Genomic DNA, 20,262 nt, shown 5'->3' on the forward strand with positions numbered 1-20,262 from the left:
TCGTTTCTCCTCAATGGTAATCTACCAGCTCCACGTCAAGTGCATTGCCGTCGGCCCATTGAAAGCAGATTCTCCACTGGTCGTTAATTCTGATACTCCATTGACCGCTGCGGTTTCCGGAAAGCTGCTCCAGCCGGTTTCCCGGAGGGACCCGAAGAAAATCGAGAGCCGCCGCGGCATGTATCTGTTTCAGCTTGCGTTGTGCTACACGCTGCACGTCCTGCGGCAATTTCGCCGAGAACCGACCATGAAACAGTTTTTCCGTTTCCTTGCAAGCAAATGATTTGATCACAGTTAAAGATGGTAACGGACTGCGTTAGTATTGTCAAGCGATACTATGTGGGCTGAAAAAAGTCTTGGTGTCTGCAGGTTTTTTCCTTCCGCAATTGAAGGGCCTTTTATGTCTCTTTCCGTCTTTTAAATCCGTGCACCAATCTCCGACGGCTGCCGAGCCACAGCCGTTGCCCTTTGCGGGTGATGCCGGGTTGCGAGGTGCTCCTTCATGTACGCCTCCGGCTTCATCATCCGCTGGGTCTGCCATAGTACCTTGGCGATGTAGGGGATCTGGGAGGGCTTTACCTGGCGGAACCAGTCGATGAGGCGTTTTTCTCCTGAGGTGTTGAGGATGGAGCGCTTCCAGGTCTCCGCGTATAGATCGAAGAACCGCTGTGCACCGAGGCGCGGCTCCCAGAGTAGGTGGTGCATGTCGTAGTTCCCCCATGGCTGGTCGGGAATCTGTGCTGCCATCTCCTGGTAATACTCGGTACCGGGGAGCGGGGTGAGGATCGTGAAACCCGCCCGCTGCAGCCCGTGCTTTTCCACGAAGCTCCACAGCTCCCGGAATTCTTCTTCCCCCCAGTCGTGGCTCACAAGAAAGTTGCCGTTGATGCCGTAATGCAAGTCCCGCGCGATCCGCACAGCTTCGATGCTGTCGCCTACTCCGGCGTCCTTTGTGATCCCTTCCAGCCCATTGTCGCTGGCCGCCTCCAGCCCAAGAAAGATGTCGAAGTCCTTTGCCAGTGGGCGCCATGCGGCCATAATCTCAGCGCTTCGCCGGATCAGGTCGGTGCGGGTCTGGACGAGAATCCACCGTTTGTACACTCCCCGCTTCTTTAGTGCAGCGGCAAGCTCCAGGCTTCTCTCGGGATTGTGCCAGAAAAGGTCGTCGGCGACGAAGACGGAATCTCCTGCAGTTGCGAAGTCTTCCACGACAGCGGCCAGTTTCCGCTCCCGGCAGGTTCGGCCATAGAATTGCCACACGGAGCAGAAGGTGCAGCGGTGGGGGCAGCCCCGGGCGGTCTCCACAAGCCACACAGGTTTGAAGAGGAGGCAGTGGTAGCCGCTGCGGTGACGCTCGACCAGATCCCGGGCGGGGAGCTGGATCAGGTCGAGGCTCGTCCGTTCGGCGAGAGGGCTGGTGGTTGTCCAGCCATCGCCTGTCTTGAGCCGGAGAGCCGGCACCTCCGTGAGGGGCGCTCCCCGGTCAAGCGCGGCGGCAAGGGCGGGCATCACCTCTTCCCCGTCATCGAGGCAGATGGCGTCGATCAGCTCATGCTCCAGGGGGGCAGAGTAGGCAGCTGCAGCATGCCCGCCGACGATGATGAACGCATCGGGAGCGGCGTGGCGGATTTCCTGGGCGGTGGCGATGATGCGGTCGTATTCGAGGGCGTGGAGGCAGGAGATGCCGACGACGCGGGGACGGGCGCGGCGGACCCAGGTGGAGGCGGAAGGGCGGAAACGGAGGTCGGCGATGGTGACGTCATGCCCGGCCTGGCGAAGGGCCGATCCGATGTATTCGAGGCCCAAGGGTTCCACTCTAAAGAAGGGTCCCAGACCGAACTTTTCGTTTCCCGGGTGGGGGCGAAGGAGGAGGATGTTCATCTATACTGTTCCTCTGGCAATGCGAGAGCAGGGGGGGCTACAGCTGCTGTACGAATATTGCTGGTGGTTATTCCTATTCGGCATATCGAACAGAAGAAATCAAATAGGCGCAATGCCATACGCTCCGCTCTGTCAAGTACTGATTCATTCGGGGCTTTGCCCCGTACCCCACGTACTTTCTTTGGCTTGGCTCCAAAGAAAGTACGCAAAGAAAGATCCGCCCCGGAACATTCCGTCCCTTCGGGATTCCCTCCTTCGTCAGCCGGGCGGGGGATTCTGCAAAGTCGCTCCGCTCCTGGGCAGCCTCCCCCTTCCCGCCCGGCTTCTTCACTCGGCGGAATGTAATGGGGAGGCCGCGGAACGCGGCCTAAAGGCTTAAAGCTTAGTTTTTAAAGCAGTTCCCCCTTCGGCATGGCCGAGTGAGAACACCGGCGGCGGGTTTTCGACGATCTCCTGAGCGAAGCGAATCTGATCGTCGCGCCGCCGGTGCTCGCAGCGAGGGAACCGCGTGAGCGGCCATGGTGTTGGGGTGCCATTTTCTTTGCTTCGTTTCTTTTGGGCAAACAAAAGAAATGAAGTGGGGGTGAGGGGGCAACGCCCCCTTAGGCTGCTGAGAAAACGCAGCCAAAAGGATGCTGTAAAACGGGTGGCTCATCCAAAAAGCAAAAGCCCCGGCCGGGGCCGGGGCTAAAAAGCACGTACGCAGTATCCTGTTACTTCCCTTTGCCAGTCAGCTTCACGAGTGCTTCCATGTACTTCTCGGCGGTCTTCCGCACGATCTCCTCGGGAAGGGGCGGCGCCGGAGCCGTCTTGTTCCAGTCGAGGGTCTCCAGGTAGTCGCGCAGGAACTGCTTGTCGAAGGATGGCTGGGGGCCCCCCGGACGGTACTGGTCTTTCGGCCAGAAGCGGCTCGAATCGGGCGTCATGCACTCGTCGATTATTATGAGTTCGCCGTTGTAGATGCCGTACTCGAACTTGGTGTCGGCGATGATGATTCCTTTTGTGTCGGCGATGTCCCGGGCTTTGGAATAGATCTTGAGCGTCACATCACGCACTTTTTCGGCGACATCCCGGCCGCAAAGCTCCGCCATTGTCTCGAAGGAGATGTTCTCGTCATGGGTCCCCAGTTCCGCCTTGGTGGAGGGGGTGAAGATCGGCTGCTCCAGCTTGTCCGATTCGACGAGCCCTGCCGGAAGTTTGATCCCGCAGATAGCGCCCGTCTGCTTGTAATCTTTCCAGCCGGACCCGGAGATGTAACCGCGGACGATGCACTCGGCAGGAAGGGGCTTCGCCTTCTTGACCAGCATCGAGCGGCCTTCGAGGATGTCGGCGTACTTCCGGCACTGCTCCGGAAACTCCGAGACTTCCGTTGAAATGATATGGTTCGGGATGATGTCCTCCATCTGGCGGAACCAGAAGGCGGAGATCTGGGTGAGGACGTACCCTTTGTCGGGAATCGCCTCGTTCATTATTACGTCGAATGCCGAGATCCGGTCGGTGGTGACGATGAGCAGCGCGTCGCCCAGGTCGTAGATATCACGCACCTTACCCCGTGCAGCCAGCTTCAGATCGGAAAAATCGGTATTGAGAACGAGTTGTGACATAGTATGCTCCTTGAAAACGTTTTGATAGGAAGGTGAAATGTTGTGGAAAAAATCTGGTTGTTCAAAAATAGCCAGATCGTTGCACCCGCAGAACGCCCCGCGGAGGCGTAGTACCCTCTGGGGCATAAACAGCGCTACGCCGCACAAGGTGGCTTTCGAGGACGGCGGCGAGATGGGTGTTTTTCAACAACCTCAGTCGGCCAGAAGCGCCTGGTTGATCTCTATCTTCGCCTTCGCCTTCAGATCCTTGAGCCACTTGTCCATCGCCTCCTGCTGTTTCTTCGGCAGAAGCGATCGGGTTAACTGATCCTTCTGCTTCTGGAAATCCGCAGTACTGGCTGCTACGCGGTTCTTGAGCCTGACTGCATACCAGCGGTCGGCGACCTTGAAAGTTGTCTTTGCAACGGGTGCCGCACTGGTGAGATCGAACGCGGCTTCCATCAGGTCTGGGGAGGGGCCGATCTTGGGTACCACCGGATTTTTGTCGGAGTAGGAGAAAAGTCCGGTCTCCTGAACGGGAGCTCCTCCCTTGGCGAGCAGAGCCAGAGCATCTTCAGCTTTCTTCTTCGCAAGATCCCGTGCCTTTTCCTCGCGAGCGAGTTTCTCGACCTGTGTCCTTATCTGCGCAAGGGGCGGGACTGCAGCAGGCTTTCTCTCCTTTACCTTCACTATGTAGATGCCTTTAGGAGTCTCGATGGGCCCTCCCAGTTCACCCTGCTTGAACGTGAAGGCCCGCTTGAGAAGCTCGGTCTCGCCGGCGAGTTGCGCGGGAGGGGTCGAGGCTGAGAAGAGCGGCGTCTCGGAGACGGCTATGCCTAGAGATTTCGCGGCGGCGGCAATGTCTCCGGATTTCAGGTTCTTGTTTGTGGCGTCGGCAGCCAGCTCGTAAGCCTTTGTGGCGCCCTTGGCGCGCTGGGCGTCTGCCCGTGCACGGTCTTTTACTTCGGCAAAAGGCAGTATCCCGCCCTTTCCCTGGTATCGGTCGATGTTCTTCTGGTAGTAGGCCTGCGCTTCCTCATCGGTTACCGTGACCCCAGCAGCCACCTTGCCCGGATCCACCAGAGCATACTGAAGGCTCACCTGCTCCGGAGTCTTGAACTGCTCCGGGTGCGCCTGGATATACGCATTGAGATCCTGATCGGTGAGTTTTACCTCCCCGGCCACGTCGGCGGGTGCGAAGGAAATGAACTGGAGTTCCACCGTGTCATTCTGTTTCTTGAAGGCCTGCAGTGCCTCTTCATCCGTCACCTTGACCTGGTTCTTTACCTGCTCCCTGGCTTTCTTGACGAGCAGTTCCTCCTTCTGCGCATCCTCGAATTGGGTCGGGGTCATGCGGCTGGACCTGAGGATCTGCTGGTAGAGCTGGAAGTCGAAGGCGCCGTTCTTCTGAAAGGAGGGAACGGCGGCAACTGCGGCGGCGATCTCGTCCTTGCTCACCTTGATTCCCATCCGCTTCGCTTCCTTTCGGACGAGAGCCGTCTCGATCAGGTTGTCGAGGGCCGTTTTCTTGATCCCCAGCTGCTTCTCCATTTCGGGGGTCAGGGATCGCCCGTAGATCTGATCATAAATGTTGCGCAGTCGGTAGTAGCTGTTCTGGAAAGCCTCCAGCGAGATCTTTTCTCCGTTCACTTTGGCTGCGTAGGAGGCTCCCCCCACCGACGTTCCTCCTTCTCCCCAGACGAGGAAGATGGTGCCGATAAAGGAAAGGACGATTATGCCGAAGACTACCTTGATGATGACTGACTGCTTGTACTTTCTCATTATGCCGAGCATATGGAGAAGCTCCTTCGGAGAGATTGAGAGGCGGCAACGAGCCCGGTGAGCGGTGCGGTCGGAGTGGTGGTCATCCGGGACAACGAGTTGGACATACTATTCTATTTCCCCCTCAAAAGCAACAATAACGTCGGTCGGGGAGGGTGGGGAAATGGGCCGGGGTGACCTGTCATGCGACGGGGGAGCAGTGCGGTGAGAGGGCAGATGTAGGTGCTGAAAAAGACGAGTGTAGCGCCTATTTATAGCTTGCAACTATGGTAGCATTTTGATAAACATTTGACTTTATTTCGCGAAAAGGAGCAGCCATGCTGAAAATGTTCGACTACCTGCTGGGATTTTTTTCGAACGACCTTGCTATAGATCTTGGGACCGCCAATACTCTCGTATACCTGAAAGGTAAAGGGATCGTCATCAGGGAGCCGTCGGTGGTGGCGGTGCAGCAGATGAACAACGGACAGCAGAAGGTGCTTGCTGTGGGAATGGACGCCAAGAAGATGCTTGGCCGCACACCCGGTAACATCACGGCTATCAGGCCGATGAAGGATGGCGTCATCGCCGATTTCGACATCACCGAGGAGATGCTCCGGTATTTCATCCACAAGGTTCATAACCGCAAGACCCTGGTGCGGCCCCGCATCGTCATATGCGTTCCGTCGGGCATCACGCAGGTTGAAAAGCGGGCGGTGAAGGAGTCGGCTGAATCCGCGGGTGCGCGCGAAGTATACCTGATCGAGGAGCCGATGGCGGCGGCTATCGGAGCCGGTCTCCCAATCACTGAAGCCAGCGGCAACATGATCGTAGATATCGGCGGAGGCACCACCGAAGTCGCAGTCATCTCTCTTGCCGGGATAGTCTACACCAAATCGGTCCGCGTGGGCGGCGACAAGATGGACGAAGCCATCGTGCAGTACATCAAGCGCAAGTACAACCTGCTCATCGGAGACCGGATGGCGGAGATCATCAAGATCGAGATCGGCGAAGCCTTCCCCGGGAGCGAAGTGCGTTCCATGGAAGTCAAGGGTCGCGACCTCGTATCCGGAATTCCGAAAACGACAGAGATCAACTCCGACGAGATCCGCGAGGCGCTCTCCGAGCCGGTCAACGCCATCGTCGACGCCGTCCGGATATGTCTGGAGCGCACTCCCCCCGAGCTTTCGGCCGATATCGTCGACAAGGGGATCGTTCTGGCCGGCGGTGGCGCGCTCCTGCGCAACCTCGACCTGCTGCTGCGGGAGGAGACGGGGCTTCCGGTAGTGACCGCTGAAGATCCCCTTTCCTGCGTTGTTCTCGGCTCCGGAAAGGTTCTGGACGAGCTCAACCTGCTGCGCCGGGTGGCCGTTTCGTCCTGAGAGGCTGTTGAAAAACAGCCATCGGCCGTCTGTGTAGCATCCCGCCTTCGCAGCAAAAGCGGCAGCTTCGGCGGAGCAGGCTGCTATGCCTCCTCGGGGCTTTCTGCGGGTGCGACGATCTGATTATTTTTTAACAACTTTGGGTTGCTTCAGAGTTTTCTCCCCCTTCGCCGCAGCCTAGTGAGCAAGGCGACTCGCGGAGAAGGCCTGTCCACGCGAAACCAGCTTTAGCGGAGACCTTGCGTCATCGCCTCTTTTAAAGCTCATCCCCATACCTTCGGACTTCCTAATGGAGATAGACATCGTCGTTCCGGTCTGGAACCGGCCGGTTGAAACGCGATCCTGCCTCGTGAGCCTCGTCGAACATTCTCCCGGCGCCCGCTTCATTTTCATCGATAATGCCTGTGACCGTGAAACCGAGCGCCTTCTCCACGAGGTAGCGGATGCCCTCGATCACCGCGCGCTCCTCGTTCGCACCAACTCCAATATAGGGCTCGTGCCTGCAATAAACCTCGGGCTGTCACGCGCGGAAGCCCCTTTCCTCGGGCTGGTGCGCAACATCTGCCGGGTCGGCAAGGGGTGGCTTCCTCCTATCCTCGAATTCGCCCGCTCCCATCCGGATGCCGGCGTTCTCATGCCCCTTCTGCTTCCGGAGGGAGCATCGGAAAAGAGGATGCCTGCGAATTGCTCCCCCGCAATGGAGGCCTCAGAGGCTTCCATCGATGCCATGGTTCTCAGGAGAGAGCTGTACGAGCGGGCTGGTGGGCTCGACGAGGGGCTGGATGCAGCCGTGTGGTGTGCCCGTGACTATGCCCGCCGAGCTCACCGCGAAGGTTTTCTTGCCTTCACGATAGGGACGAGCGTTGTATTTCGCAGCCCGGAGGCGACGCTCGGCTCCCCCTCGAAACGGGAGGAGGTCGTCCGGCGCAGTGCCATGCTATACCGGGAGAGATGGGAAGATGATTCCTCGTTCTGTATTCACTTTCCTGGCGAGGTAACCCAGGAAAGCATTCAGCAGAGGCTCGACCTGTTTCTGGCAGCCGCGCGGCAGGGGCATCGCGTGACGCTCCTCGTATCGGCGAAGCTCTCCCGGCGGCTCTCCGAGATGGGGATGAGTCGGGTTCACGAAAACATCCGTATGGAACAGTTGCCTCGCCTCTTCACCGCAGGGGGGGCCCAGAAGCTTCTGGCAGCTGTTCGCCAAGCCTACTCCCGCACTACGGCGGTGACCGGGGTGGACGGTATACCCTTTCCGGGGGAACCGGAGGCGATACCTTTTTCCCGTTTCGAGGAGCTTGTTCGTGCTGCCGAGGCTGAACGGTTCCGGCCGCTGACCGCTCGGGACGATGTGCAGCAGGTTACTGAAACCGGAGGATTTGCATGACGTCAGAGATACTGTCGCAGCTCCGCGCCCATCAGGCGGTGATGAGCTTGATCGAAAAGGAACTCGTGGAGAAGGTCGCCGCATTGGTGGATATGATGGCGGATGCTCTTGGAAGTGGGAAAAAGGTGCTTGTGATGGGGAACGGCGGATCGGCGGCCGACGCCCAGCACCTGGCGGCGGAGATCGTAGGGCGGTTCAAGATGGAGCGGCGCGCGCTGCCGGCCGTGGCCCTTACGACGGACTCCTCGATCCTGACGGCCCTTGGAAACGATTACGGGTTCGAGTCCATTTTTCGGCGGCAGGTGGAAGCACTGGCTTCCCCCGGGGATGTGGTGATCGGCATCTCCACAAGCGGCACGTCGGGAAACGTCCATTCCGCCCTTACCCTCGCTGCCGGAATGGGGTGCCGCACCGCAGGCCTCCTCGGCAGAGACGGGGGTACCATCCGGGACATCGTTGACATCGACCTCACCATACCCAGCGACGACACGCCGCGGATACAGGAGGGGCACATCACCCTGATCCATATCGTCTGCGACCTTGTGGAACGTCGGCTTTTCAGCTGAGGGAGCCCACTTCAGCGGCACGGGAATCACGATGAAAGAGATGCGAACGAAACGCGCAGTTTTCCTTGACCGGGACGGCACCATAAATGTCGATACCGATTACGTGCACCGCGCCGAAGACTTCGAGTTCATCCCCGGGGCGCCCGAGGCGATACGGCTTCTCAAGGAGGCCGGGCTGGTGGTGGTGGTGGTGACCAATCAGTCGGGTATCGGCCGGGGATACTACGACGAGGAGGCGCTGGCCGATCTGCACCGCTATCTCGACACGGAGCTCGCTCCTGTCGGAGCCTCCATAGACGCCTATTACTTCTGTCCCCATCATCCCGAGCACGCCGTCGGCGACTACAGGGTTGACTGCTCGTGCCGCAAGCCGTTGCCGGGCATGCTGGAGCAGGCTGCGTGCGATCTCGACCTCGATCTGCGGCGCTCTTTCATGGTGGGTGACAAGCTTTCCGACGTGGAGGCGGGACTCCAGGCCGGTTGCCGTACGCTGCTGGTCAGGACCGGGTACGGCGACAAGGCGGCCCCCAGTGTGCCGGAGGGGGTGACGGTGTGTGACGACCTGATGTCGGCGGCGCGCTCGATACTCGCCGAGCTTTCCCTGGAATCGTAGCTTACGGTTTGACGCGGTTCGTTCCGATGTGATAAGAGCATCTCATTTATCTGTGAGAGGAAACGAGGACATGGGTATTACCAAAGGTATCATACTCGCCGGCGGCGCCGGCAGCAGGCTCTACCCGCTGACCCTTGTCGCCAGCAAGCAGCTTCAGCCGGTATACGACAAGCCGATGATTTATTACCCCCTGGCAACCCTCATGATGGCGGGGATCAACGACATCCTCATCATTTCCACTCCGCAGGATACTCCTCGGTTTCAGTCCCTTCTCGGCGATGGTTCCCGTTGGGGCGTCCGCCTGACGTACCGCGTCCAGGCCGAGCCCAAGGGAATAGCACAGGCTTTCCTTGTGGGAGAGGATTTCATAGACGGCGACCCGGTTTGTCTTATCCTGGGAGACAACATCTTCTACGGGAAGATGGAGCTCGACCGCGCTGCTGCCGGGTTCGGCTCCGGCGCGACGATCTTCGGTTATTATGTCCAGGACCCGGAGCGGTACGGAGTGGTCGAATTCGATGCCGAGGGTAAGGCTGTGGGCATCGAGGAAAAGCCGGCCAGGCCTAAGACGCATTATGCGGTTCCCGGCCTCTACCTCTATGACAGCAAGGTGGTGGATATCGCCCGCAACCTCAAGCCCTCCCCCCGGGGTGAACTGGAAATCACCGATGTCAACCTGGAGTATCTGCGCCGCGGGGAACTCAGCGTGGTGAAACTCGGCCGGGGCATAGCGTGGCTCGATACGGGCACGCACCAGAGCCTGCTGGAGGCGAGCCATTTCATCGGCACGCTGGAGGCACGGCAGGGGCTCAAGATCGCCTGTCTCGAAGAGGTGGCCCTGCGTATGGGGTTCATCGATTGCGAGAAGATGGCCGCCGTTATCGCCGATACTCCCAACTCGGCATACAGGGAGTATCTGCAGCGCGTGTACAATGAAATGGAGTTGTGCGGAGGGAAAATTTGAGTGTACTTTGCGAATTCAAAAAGGGTAAAATCCACGATGTCGTCATCAAGCCGCTGACCAAGTTCATTGACGAGCGGGGGTGGCTGGCGGAGCTTTTCAGGACGGATGAGGTTGCCCAGGACATCGTTCCGGTCATGGCATACGTTTCGATGACCCAGCCCGGAGTGGCGCGCGGGCCCCACGAGCATGCGGAGCAAACCGACTACTTCTGCTTCATAGGCCCTTCGAACTTCAAGGTCTACCTCTGGGACTCCCGGGCCGACTCACCCTCCTGCGGAATACGACAGACCATCTATGGCGGCGCCGACAGCCCGCTCATGCTGATCGTCCCTCCCGGTGTGGTTCACGCATACAAGAACGTCGGCATCGATAACGGCATAGTCTTCAACGCCCCGAACCGTCTGTACGCGGGGGAGGGGAAGAGATCGCCCGTCGACGAGATCCGCCATGAGGAGTCGGCGGGGTCGGTGTTCCTCCTTGATTGACCCCTTGACTTGCCATGGCCATAGGGATGCGAAGGTGGTGTCGGCCAAGGTCGATACCTGTTTTCATAATGGTGTACATTGTCAATGATGTGATCGGGGAGGCTTTATTGCCTCCCTTTACCGTTTCCGGGTGCGTTAATGTGGGCGATTCTTAAAAAATACCGTGTTCATCTGGGGGTGGGAGCGCTATGTATGGCTGTCCTCATCTTTTACTCCCTGAACCTTCGCGCAAAATCACACGCGACCCCCTTCGAGCGGACCATGCTGAGCCTCGTTTCCCCCTTCGCGGAGACGGTGAGCAGTGTCAGCGACGCAGTAACCGGCGTATGGAGCAACTACATCGATCTGGTAAACGTAAGGCAGGAAAACAAGCAGCTACGGGATAGCGTGAAGCTCCTAAATTCCCGGATGATTGCCGCTCAGGAAGCCCTCAATGCAAACACAAGGCTGCAAAGGCTTCTCGATCTGAGGGGTTCGCTGGATGCTCCTTCGATAGCTGCCTCGGTGATCGGGGATGACGGTTCGGCATGGTACAAGACGCTGCTTATCAACCGTGGGGAGAAGGACGGAATCCGCGAGGGGATGCCGGTGGTGGCTGCTGAAGGAGTCGTCGGACAGGTTGCCAAAGTCGGGGCGGGAAGTTCACGGGTACTCCTCATGACTGATTATGCGAGTGGCGTTGCTGCCGTCGTTCAGCGATCCCGGGCCCGCGGAGTCGTGAAGGGGGCCGGTGGAGGCCGCTGCACGCTGGCGTTCACCGTCCGCGATGATGACGTCAAGGTGGGAGATATGGTGGTTACCTCCGGTATAGGGGGAGTGTTCCCCAAGGGATTGGCGGTAGGTGAAGTGACGATGGTAAAAAAAGGTGATTACGGGATTTTTCAAACGATCGACATCCGTCCCGCCGTGAACCTGATCAGACTTGAGGAGGTGCTCGTGCTCCTCCATACCGGCAATGATTAAAGCACTGAAGCTAGTTGTTATTCTTACGGCAGCACTCCTTTTGCAGGTTACGCTGCTTCCTCGTTGGGTCGCGGACCCGTTTCAGCCGAACCTGCTGATCGTTTTCGTCGTCTACCTCGGGCTGCGTGGGGGGGGGCGCGCAGACTGGACGCTCGTTCTCCTCCTCGGACTCATTCAGGACTCCTTCAGCGGGATCTACCTGGGCCTGCACGGCTTCTGCTACCTGCTTGTCTATCTCTTTCTCAAAAGCGTTGCCGACCGTGTCTACGCGGACAGCTCCCGGCTCGTCATTCTGATGGTGTTCATAGCCACGGTCGTCACAGGGCTGTTGCAGATTCTACTTCTTTCGATGTTTTCGGCTGCACCGGGCATATATGCCTCCATCTTCTACGCGCTGGTCCCTCAGGGACTCGTCAGCGCCCTGGCTGCCTCCGTCATGGTCTCTTTCCCCCTCTTTCCCTTTCTGGAGAAACACCGGTGAGCGAGCAACGCTTTCTGAATAACGGCGAACCAAGAAATCGCGTCATGGGTCTGTCGCTGGCAGTGGCAACTGCACTTTTCCTCCTGCTCACCCGACTCTGGTTCCTGCAGGTGATCGAGGTGGACAAGATGCAGGAGCTGTCGGAGACGAACAGGCTCAGGCTCGTCCCGGTTGCTGCGTCCCGCGGAGCCATCCTGGATCGCAACGGCAAGGTGCTCGTCAACAATTCCCCATCTTTCAGCGTCGGGGTGGTGCCTCAGGACGTCAAGGACAGGGAGGGATTGGTCGACAGCATCTCCGGCGTGCTCGACATCGCCAGGGAAGAGATCCTCGCCAAGTGGGAAAAGGGGAAAGGGCGCGCCAAGTACTTCCCCATCATCATCGCGTCGAACATTTCACGGGACCAGCTGGAATACCTGGAGGAGAACCGGCTCAGGCTGCCGGGCATAGAAATCGCCATGAAGCCTGTCCGGGAGTACCCCAATGGGCAGCTTGCCGCGCATCTTCTCGGATACCTGGGGGAGATATCGGAGCGGGAGATGGAGAAGGAGGAATTTTCTGACTACAAACCGGGAGATTACATCGGCAAGAGCGGCATTGAGCGGAGCCTCGAACAGGAACTGCATGGAGAGGATGGCGGGCGGCAGATCGAGGTAGATGCGCGTGGGCGTTACCTGCGTACGCTCAACGAACGCCCCCCGACCATCGGCAACAGCGTCATGCTCACCATCGATCAGGAGCTGCAAAAAGCCATAGAGAACGCCTTCGGGGAGAAGGCCGGGGCTGCCGTCATGCTCGATGTCAACACGGGCGAGGTCCTTGCCTTCGCAAGCGCTCCTACCTTCGATCCGGCAGTCTTCACCGGCAAGATCTCGCCGGAGCAGTGGAAGGAGTACCTGGACGACAAGCGACGCCCACTGGAAAACAAGGCCCTGCGTGGGCAATACCCTCCAGGCTCGACATATAAGATAGTGACCGCTCTCGCCGGCCTCGAAGAAGGGCTGATCGACCAGCACACCTCTGTATATTGCAACGGCTCCTACCAGTTCGGCAACCGGAAGTTCAGATGCTGGGAGCGGAAAGGGCACGGCACCGTCAACCTGAAAAAGGCGCTCCAGATGTCGTGCGATGTCTACTTCTACCAGCTTGGGGAGAGGCTCGGCGTCGACCGGATCGCCGCCTATGCCCGAAAGTTCAATCTTGGAAAGCCGCTCAACATAGGGCTGGAGCATGAAAAAGGGGGGCTGATTCCGGATGCGGCCTGGAAAGAGAAGCGGTTCAAGGAGAAGTGGTATCGGGGCGAGACGCTGCCTGTGGCCATCGGTCAGGGATACACGCTCACGACCCCTCTGCAGCTGGCTTCGATGATTTCGACAGTTGCCAACGGCGGAACGATCTACAAGCCATTTCTCGTGAAAAAGGTTCTTGACCGGGACGGTAAGGTGCTGAAGGAATTCAAGCCGGAGGTAGCCGGACGGGCGCCTATGAATCCGCGGAATGTGGAACTCGTCAAGGAAGGTCTTCTGGCGGTGGTGAACGAGCCCCGCGGCACCGGCGGCGCAGCCAGGCTTTACGAAGTGAAGGTGGCGGGGAAAACGGGGACGTCACAGGTCGTCAAGCTGCGGGACAGCAAGGGGGGGATCCCGTACCAGTTCCGTGACCATGCTCTCTTTGTCGCCTTCGCTCCGTACGATAAACCCGAGGTGGCGGTGGCGGTCGTGGTCGAGCATGGCGAGCACGGGGGCTCAGCAGCGGCTCCCATTGCCGGAGCTGCTCTTCGTGCCTATTTCCAGGAGAAAGGTATCATAAAAAAGCCGCAGAAGCCGGCTGAGGAAGCTGAAGCCGATGCTGAGGATGATGCTGCCCCCACCGAGGAAGAATGACGATGATCGATAGACGACTTTTCACAAATTTCGACTGGACCCTCTTCGGCCTCGTGCTCACCATCGTGACCATCGGGGTCATAAACATAGCCAGCGCCTCCGCCTCATACAAGATGGTCGGGACTCCCTATGCCTTGAAGCAGATCTATTGGATACTCGCCGGGCTTACGCTTGTGACGGCGGTGTGCAGCATCGACTATCACCTCTTCGAGGATGTGGCCTACTGGTTTTACGGCCTGCTCGTTCTGCTCCTGGTGGGAGTCCTTGTAATAGGGAAGACCTCCATGGGGGCTACGCGGTGGCTGGATCTCGGGTTTGTCACCATCCAGCCGTCGGAGCCGATGAAGATCGTCATCATCATAACCTTCGCTCGTTTCTTTACTTACAACCCTGTTTTCCAGGGCCTCACCCTCAGAGGCCTGATGCAGCCGCTCATGCTCCTTGGGGCTCCGGCCCTGCTGATCATGAAGCAGCCTGACCTCGGAACAGCGATTCTCGTAATTCTTGTGGCCTGTTCCATGCTTCTGTACGTGGGGTTGCGGTGGAAGACGGTGCTGGCTGTCTTTATGGCAATCCTGCCCGTGCTCTACGTCGGATGGCACCATCTGCTGAGGGAGTACCAGAAGAAGCGGATACTGAACTTCATCGATCCGGAGCACGATCCCCTCGGCAGCGGCTACCACATCATTCAGAGCAAGATCGCGGTGGGCTCCGGAGGGCTGCTGGGGAAGGGGTACATGCAGGGGACACAGTCACAGCTCCGCTTTCTTCCGGAGCAGCATACCGACTTCGCATTCTCGGTTTTTGCGGAGGAATGGGGGTTCGCCGGCTGCCTCGTGCTTCTGGTTCTCTACATGCTCCTCATTCTCTGGGGGCTGCAGATCGCCGACCGCTGCAACGACCGCTTCGGAAGTCTCGTGGCCGTGGGCGTTACCGCGATGCTCTTCTGGCACACCGTCATCAATATCGGGATGGTCATCGGACTCTTCCCCGTGGTGGGGGTGCCGCTCCCATTCTTCTCCTACGGGGGGACATCCATGGTGACTTCGATGGTGGGGGTGGGAATGTTGCTGAATATACGGATGAGAAGGTTCATGTTTTAACTGCTCCCCATGACGGGTGATACAAAAGAAAAGCCGGGCTGCCCCGGCTTTTTCTTTCGGCTTTTTTCCCCGAACGGAGTCAGGTTGCTCAGGCGACCTTTTTGTCCAGCAGAAGGATTCCATCCTCTGCGGTCACGAGCCATACCGCTTCACAGTCGCTGCATTCCAGCAGATTATCAGCATATCCGTCGGAATGCATGTCTATGCCGATGCCTGTGGTGCTGCAGCATACGGGACATTTCATAACGTCCTCCTTTCCTGTTCTCTTCACCTTCACTATAGTTGATGTGTCTTGATGTCCGCAAGGGGTAAATGGTTAAAATATATTGCTAAAACAACAGTTTACGTTACGGTTTACACCCCGGCGTCCGCCACGGCGGCTCTTCTCCGATTCTTGCCCCGTTTCTCCCGTCTGCTATAATGCCGGTACATTCAGGTGCCCTGTGGATGCGACGATTCGGAGGCGGCCATGAAGGAAGCGAGCTTTTACGAGAAGGTCGGGGAAGGGAAGGTCCGTTGCGGGCTCTGCCGGTTCCGTTGCCTCATTGCCGACGGTCACCGGGGGATTTGTGCTGTTCGGGAGAACAGAAAAGGGACCCTTTTCTCGCTCGTGTACGGCAAAGCGGTGGCGGAGCATGTCGACCCGGTGGAAAAGAAGCCGCTTTACCATTTCCAGCCGGGAAGCCTCACCTATTCGATTGCCACCGTCGGATGCAATTTCCGCTGCCTCCACTGCCAGAACTACTCCATCTCCCAGCCCGAGGGGGAACGGCTGCGGATCGCAGGAAACGATCTCACCCCAGAGGAGGCGGTGCGCCGTGCGGTAGCTGCCGGCTGCCGTTCAATCTCCTATACCTATACCGAGCCCACCATCTTCTTCGAGTATGCGTACGACATCGCCATCCTTGCCCGGCGGGCCGGACTGCGAAACATCTTTGTCACCAACGGCTACATCACTCCCGAGGCCCTTTCCGCCATAGCTCCCTATCTCGATGCAGCCAATATCGATCTTAAAGGGTTTTCGGAGCGGTTTTACCGGGAGGTCGTCCATGCGATGCTCGACCAAGTCCTGGAATCAATCCTCGAATACAAGCGGCTGGGGATATGGATCGAGCTCACCACTCTCATAATTCCGAACTGGAACGACTCCGACGAGGATCTTGCGGGCATTGCCAGGTTCATCGCCCAGCGGGTCGGGCCGGATACTCCCTGGCACGTGTCCCAGTTCTACCCCACCTTCAAGTTGACCGATCAACCTCGAACCCCTATCGAGACGCTGCGACGCGCCAGGCAGATAGGGCTCGACTCAGGGCTCCGGTTCGTCTATGAGGGTAACGTGCCGGGAGCTGGAGGGGAAAACACCTGGTGTCCTTCCTGCTCCCGGCTCCTTATAAGGCGTTACGGCTACACCATCCGGGAAAACCTGCTCGATGCAGGAAGATGCCCCCAGTGTGGAACCCTTCTGCCGGGGGTGGAGCAGTGATCTCTTCTCTTTAGAAAAAAACCCTATATCCCGAAATGTATATCCGGTATGGTGGATGTCGTGCTGCGCGATGCGGCTTGGCTGCTGCCTAAGATTATTTCGTACGGACCCTCGTGGTAGCGGTGCGAGGAGGGGACAGCCTGTCTATGAGCGGACAGATTGAAGAGCAGGCAAAAAAAGGAGAATTTCTTCTCCCTGCAGCCCTTATGGTGGTGACGCTTTCCCTGCTGGCAGTCGAGGTGGCGGGAATGCTCTCGCATCAGCCCAACGCCTTCCCTTTGGCGAGAGGGAGTAGTTTTCGGACACTGATGCTCCTTGTGCAGGGTGGTTTGGTCGCGGTTGCATGGCGGCTGGCCGTCAGGACCCGGAGGTGCCGGAGGGAGCTTGAAGAGGCGAGGCTCAGGTCGGAAGAGGAGCAGGGGAAGGTCACCGCGATTCTCGATGCCATGGTAGATCCGGTAAGCGTCCAGGATACCGACTTTCGGATAATCTACCAGAATGCGGCACACCGCAATTTGATGGGAGACCATCGGGGGGAGCATTGTTACCGTGCCTACCGCGGGAACGCGGAGATCTGCCCCGAGTGCCACCTGGAGCAGACCTTCCGGGACGGAAAGCCGCACTTCCATGAAGCATCGCTGGAGAAGGGTGAGGCGACCATCTTCCTGGAAATACTCTCTTCCCCCCTGCGCGATCGAACCGGGAAAATAGTAGCGGGAATAGAGGCAATTCGCGATATCACCCCCCGGAAGCAGGCAGAGGATGAGATACGCAAGCTCAACCGTGACCTGGAACGCCAGGCCCTCAATCTGGCCGCCACCAATCGTGAGCTCGAAGCCTTCAGCTACTCCGCATCACATGACCTGCGCACCCCACTTACCCGAATCTATACCGCAGGGCAGGCGCTGGAAGAGGCGTACCTAGGGGTGCTGGACGATAACGGCAGGTTTTTCGTCCGTACCATCTGCGATGCTGCGGAGCATATGGAGGAGCTCATAGAGGCCCTTCTTTCCCTGTCCCAGGTGGCCAGCAGCGAAATGACCGTCGAGCAGGTCGATCTGGTGCCCATTGCACTGGAAATTGCGGCTGATCTGCAGGCGGGCGGCGATCGCTCTGTGGAATTCGTACTTCCGGAGGGCCTTCAGGCAATGGGAGACCGGCAGCTGCTTACCGTGCTCCTGGAGAACCTGCTGGGGAATGCGTGGAAGTATACGAGCCACGCCATCGCCCCCCGCGTTGAACTGGGCGCCGGAATGCGTGACGGCGTCCCCTGCTATTTCGTCCGGGACAACGGTGCCGGCTTCGACATGAAGGACGCCGACCAGCTCTTCAAACCCTTCAAGCGATTGCACTCTTCGGCAGATTTTCCGGGTACTGGTGTAGGTCTGGCCACGGTGCAGCGAATCGTGCAGCGCCATGGGGGGGAAGTGTGGGCGGAAGGGGAGCCGGGTAAAGGCGCTACGTTCTGCTTCACCCTTCGTTCCTTCGCATTGCCGGTTGCGGCTAACGGCTGAAAAATGCTATAACAGCCCGGCTTCTATCCAACCCCCTCCCGAGGTACCACGATTTGAACGTCTCGCTGTTTCGCCGCTGCTGGGTCACCTTCTCCGCCTGGGTGATCGGCTGCTACGCATCGCTGCTCAACGATTTCCGTGTGAAAGGAGTAGAGAACATCCCGCCCGCCGGGGGAGTTCTCCTCGCCTCCAACCATATCTCCGCATTCGAAACCATCTTCCTTCCCTGGGCAGTCATAAGGAAACATCCGCTCCAGATGCTCTGGGCTCCGGCCAAGGAGGAGCTCTTCCGCAAGCCGGTCCAGCGGCTTCTATACTCCTCATGGGGGGCGTTTCCGGTGAAGCGCGGCAGGGACGTGCGTGCCGGAAAGGCCATCAACGAGCTTCTGCGCGATCAGAAGGTGATGCTCTTTCCGGAAGGGACACGTCATTCCGATGGCGTCCTCGGGAAGGGAAACCGCGGCGTCGGCAAGATCATATACGACACTCACCCCGTGGTGATCCCAACGGCGCTGGTGGGGCTAAACCGCTGGAAGTTTCCGCGCCTCGGGCAGAAGGGTCTTGTGATCTTCGGCAGGCCTCTGGATTTCTCGGACCTCTTGGGGCTGGAAGACTGCAAGGAGACCCACCAGCTGATCGTGGATCGCGTAATGGAGGCCATCGCCCGGCTGCTTGAGGCGGAAGGAGCGTATCGCGGTGAAGGTTGAGATATTCTGTGACGGCGCTTGCAGCGGAAATCCCGGTGTCGGCGGGTATGGGGCGATTCTGCGGAGCGGTACCGCCGAAAAGGAGATTTCCGGTGCCGAAGAGCTTACCACCAACAACAGGATGGAACTGATGGGGGCCATCAGCGCACTGGAGTCGCTCAAACGCCCATGCGATGTCACCATAGTCACCGATTCGCAGTATCTGGTGAAGGGTATGACCGAATGGATCGCCGGATGGCAGCGCAGGGGATGGACGAGCAGCAAGAAGGAGCCTGTACTCAACCGCGACCTGTGGGAACGCTTGCTGCAGCTGGCGGCGGTGCACCGGATCACCTGGTCCTGGATCAGGGGGCACAACGGCCATGCCGAAAACGAGCGGTGCGATGAGCTGGCTCGGGGAGCGATAGCCGCTTTCAGGGAGGGAAACCGGTAGCCCGGCTCTGCGCGAGGCTGCCGGGGATATCATGAGTGGTTTCATTGTAGAAGTGAGCGAACAGGATGTTCGCCGGGAGAAGGATAAGGCTCGGGAACTCCGCAAGAGCCGCTGGTGGCAGAACCGTGTCGCTCAGGGCATCTGCCATTACTGCGGCAGGAAATTTCCGCAGGCCGAGCTCTCAATGGACCACATCGTTCCTATCATTCGCGGAGGCAAGAGCACTAAGGGTAATGTGGTGCCTGCGTGCAAGGAGTGCAACAGCAGGAAGAAGTACCTCCTCCCCATCGAGTGGGAAGAGTACCTGGAGTCGGCGAAGAAGCAGGATTGATGGGTGGGTGGGAGTCGGAGTGGCGAGCGTCCGCTGCCGCGTGGTACTTCCCTTAACTTCAGGAATCCCGCCGGCTCCCGACGTTTGGAAGAATCAAAGTACTGGAGCACCTATGTCTGAAGTCTGCAAACTCATCATCTACGATTGCGATGGGGTCATGTTCGACTCCTTTGAGGCGAACCTCTCCTTTTACCAGCGGGTCATGGAGATGATGGGAAAGCCTTACCTGGACCGGGAGAATGCGGAACACATGCGCATCCTCCATACCTACTCACACCGGGAGGTTCTCGCTCACTTCTTCGTAGACCCGGCGGAGTGGCAGGAGGCGATACGCCATGCCGGCCTCATCGACTATCGTGATCTGGTGCCGCTCATGCAGATGGAGGAGGGGTTCAGGGAAACACTCGACGCGCTCCGCTCCAGGGTCGAGCTTGCCGTTTGCACCAACAGGTCTACCTCGATGGACATGGTCCTCGATTCCTTCGGCCTGACCCGCTATTTCGGCTGCGTCATGACCGCCGCCAAGGTGGAGAACCCGAAGCCCCACCCCGAGCCGCTTCTGAAAGTTCTTGATCACTACGGTTACGAAGCCCGCCAGGCCCTCTTCGTTGGTGATTCCGACGTAGATCGTCAGGCCGCCGCCGCTGCCGGTGTTCCCTTCGTCGCATACAAGGCCGATTTGCCGGCCGTGGCGCGTATCGATCGGCATGCGGATCTGATACGAATTCTCGGTTAATACTCCTCC

Annotated in this window: 21 protein-coding genes; 16 read left to right on the forward strand and 5 right to left on the reverse strand. The window is 58.6% G+C overall.

Going from position 1 to position 20,262, the window contains the following annotated elements; genetic code table 11:
• Positions 1-10: 10 nt before the first annotated feature.
• The 4 genes from CFB04_RS00340 to CFB04_RS00360 all read right to left on the reverse strand — a co-directional run bounded on the left by CFB04_RS00340 (position 11) and on the right by CFB04_RS00360 (position 5,258).
• Positions 11-292, reverse strand: a complete 282-nt coding sequence (locus tag CFB04_RS00340; RefSeq protein ID WP_088533409.1) for a type II toxin-antitoxin system RelE/ParE family toxin — start codon at positions 290-292, stop codon at positions 11-13.
• Between the two features lie 125 nt (positions 293-417).
• Positions 418-1,881, reverse strand: a complete 1,464-nt coding sequence (locus CFB04_RS00345) for a radical SAM protein (protein WP_088533410.1) — start codon at positions 1,879-1,881, stop codon at positions 418-420.
• Between the two features lie 713 nt (positions 1,882-2,594).
• Entirely contained in the window at positions 2,595-3,485 is an 891-nt protein-coding gene (locus CFB04_RS00355; protein WP_088533412.1) for a phosphoribosylaminoimidazolesuccinocarboxamide synthase, read from the reverse strand.
• Positions 3,486-3,677: 192 nt separating this feature from the next.
• On the reverse strand, positions 3,678-5,258 hold the full coding sequence (locus tag CFB04_RS00360; RefSeq protein ID WP_088533413.1) for a peptidylprolyl isomerase: 1,581 nt from the start codon (positions 5,256-5,258) through the stop codon (positions 3,678-3,680).
• A gap of 305 nt (positions 5,259-5,563) precedes the next feature.
• Here CFB04_RS00360 and CFB04_RS00365 point away from each other — a divergent pair, with 305 nt between their 5' ends.
• The 10 genes from CFB04_RS00365 (at position 5,564) to rodA (ending at position 15,049) form a co-directional block, all read left to right on the forward strand.
• On the forward strand, positions 5,564-6,607 hold the full coding sequence (locus CFB04_RS00365; protein ID WP_088533414.1) for a rod shape-determining protein: 1,044 nt from the start codon (positions 5,564-5,566) through the stop codon (positions 6,605-6,607).
• A gap of 289 nt (positions 6,608-6,896) precedes the next feature.
• Positions 6,897-7,991 carry a glycosyltransferase family 2 protein gene (locus tag CFB04_RS00370; protein WP_088533415.1) on the forward strand — a complete coding sequence of 365 codons (1,095 nt, stop codon included), beginning with the start codon at positions 6,897-6,899 and terminating at the stop codon, positions 7,989-7,991.
• Complete coding sequence (locus CFB04_RS00375; RefSeq protein ID WP_088533416.1) at positions 7,988-8,557, forward strand: D-sedoheptulose 7-phosphate isomerase; 570 nt, start codon at positions 7,988-7,990, stop codon at positions 8,555-8,557. Before CFB04_RS00370 ends, CFB04_RS00375 begins: the two co-directional genes overlap by 4 nt.
• 40 nt (positions 8,558-8,597) lie before the next feature.
• Positions 8,598-9,170, forward strand: coding sequence for a D-glycero-beta-D-manno-heptose 1,7-bisphosphate 7-phosphatase (gene gmhB / locus CFB04_RS00380; protein WP_088536648.1), 573 nt, complete (start codon positions 8,598-8,600; stop codon positions 9,168-9,170).
• A 70-nt stretch (positions 9,171-9,240) separates the two neighbouring features.
• Positions 9,241-10,134, forward strand: coding sequence for a glucose-1-phosphate thymidylyltransferase RfbA (gene rfbA / locus CFB04_RS00385; protein WP_088533417.1), 894 nt, complete (start codon positions 9,241-9,243; stop codon positions 10,132-10,134).
• Positions 10,131-10,619, forward strand: a complete 489-nt coding sequence (locus CFB04_RS00390) for a dTDP-4-dehydrorhamnose 3,5-epimerase family protein (RefSeq protein ID WP_088533418.1) — start codon at positions 10,131-10,133, stop codon at positions 10,617-10,619. Before rfbA ends, CFB04_RS00390 begins: the two co-directional genes overlap by 4 nt.
• Before the next feature lie 192 nt (positions 10,620-10,811).
• Positions 10,812-11,582 (forward strand): rod shape-determining protein MreC, encoded by a 771-nt coding sequence (gene mreC, locus CFB04_RS00395; RefSeq protein ID WP_231934292.1) that lies wholly within the window; start codon positions 10,812-10,814, stop codon positions 11,580-11,582.
• The gene (gene mreD / locus CFB04_RS00400; RefSeq protein ID WP_088533420.1) at positions 11,575-12,063 is read left to right on the forward strand and encodes a rod shape-determining protein MreD; all 489 of its coding nucleotides are present in this window, start codon (positions 11,575-11,577) and stop codon (positions 12,061-12,063) included. The genes mreC and mreD overlap by 8 nt, the downstream gene beginning before the upstream one ends.
• A gap of 44 nt (positions 12,064-12,107) precedes the next feature.
• The gene (mrdA, locus tag CFB04_RS00405) at positions 12,108-13,946 is read left to right on the forward strand and encodes a penicillin-binding protein 2 (RefSeq protein WP_088533421.1); all 1,839 of its coding nucleotides are present in this window, start codon (positions 12,108-12,110) and stop codon (positions 13,944-13,946) included.
• A 2-nt stretch (positions 13,947-13,948) separates the two neighbouring features.
• Positions 13,949-15,049 (forward strand): rod shape-determining protein RodA, encoded by a 1,101-nt coding sequence (gene rodA / locus CFB04_RS00410; protein ID WP_088533422.1) that lies wholly within the window; start codon positions 13,949-13,951, stop codon positions 15,047-15,049.
• A gap of 88 nt (positions 15,050-15,137) precedes the next feature.
• On the opposite strand, the gene CFB04_RS17975 is transcribed toward rodA, so the two are convergent.
• On the reverse strand, positions 15,138-15,293 hold the full coding sequence (locus tag CFB04_RS17975) for a hypothetical protein (protein ID WP_088533423.1): 156 nt from the start codon (positions 15,291-15,293) through the stop codon (positions 15,138-15,140).
• Between the two features lie 225 nt (positions 15,294-15,518).
• Here CFB04_RS17975 and amrS point away from each other — a divergent pair, with 225 nt between their 5' ends.
• The 6 genes from amrS to CFB04_RS00445 all read left to right on the forward strand — a co-directional run bounded on the left by amrS (position 15,519) and on the right by CFB04_RS00445 (position 20,253).
• Positions 15,519-16,532 carry an AmmeMemoRadiSam system radical SAM enzyme gene (gene amrS, locus CFB04_RS00420; protein ID WP_088533424.1) on the forward strand — a complete coding sequence of 338 codons (1,014 nt, stop codon included), beginning with the start codon at positions 15,519-15,521 and terminating at the stop codon, positions 16,530-16,532.
• 146 nt (positions 16,533-16,678) lie between these two features.
• A complete protein-coding gene (locus CFB04_RS00425; RefSeq protein WP_088533425.1) occupies positions 16,679-18,046 on the forward strand; it encodes an ATP-binding protein in 1,368 nt (455 codons plus the stop codon).
• Between the two features lie 53 nt (positions 18,047-18,099).
• Complete coding sequence (locus CFB04_RS00430) at positions 18,100-18,753, forward strand: 1-acyl-sn-glycerol-3-phosphate acyltransferase (protein WP_088533426.1); 654 nt, start codon at positions 18,100-18,102, stop codon at positions 18,751-18,753.
• Entirely contained in the window at positions 18,737-19,186 is a 450-nt protein-coding gene (rnhA, locus tag CFB04_RS00435) for a ribonuclease HI (protein WP_088536649.1), read from the forward strand. The genes CFB04_RS00430 and rnhA overlap by 17 nt, the downstream gene beginning before the upstream one ends.
• A 31-nt stretch (positions 19,187-19,217) precedes the next feature.
• Positions 19,218-19,517: an HNH endonuclease gene (locus CFB04_RS00440; RefSeq protein WP_088533427.1), complete on the forward strand. Its 300-nt coding sequence runs from the start codon at positions 19,218-19,220 to the stop codon at positions 19,515-19,517.
• A 112-nt stretch (positions 19,518-19,629) separates the two neighbouring features.
• Complete coding sequence (locus tag CFB04_RS00445) at positions 19,630-20,253, forward strand: HAD family hydrolase (protein WP_088533428.1); 624 nt, start codon at positions 19,630-19,632, stop codon at positions 20,251-20,253.
• Positions 20,254-20,262 lie beyond the last annotated feature (9 nt).

This window comes from Geobacter sp. DSM 9736, assembly GCF_900187405.1.
Taxonomy (GTDB): domain Bacteria; phylum Desulfobacterota; class Desulfuromonadia; order Geobacterales; family Geobacteraceae; genus DSM-9736.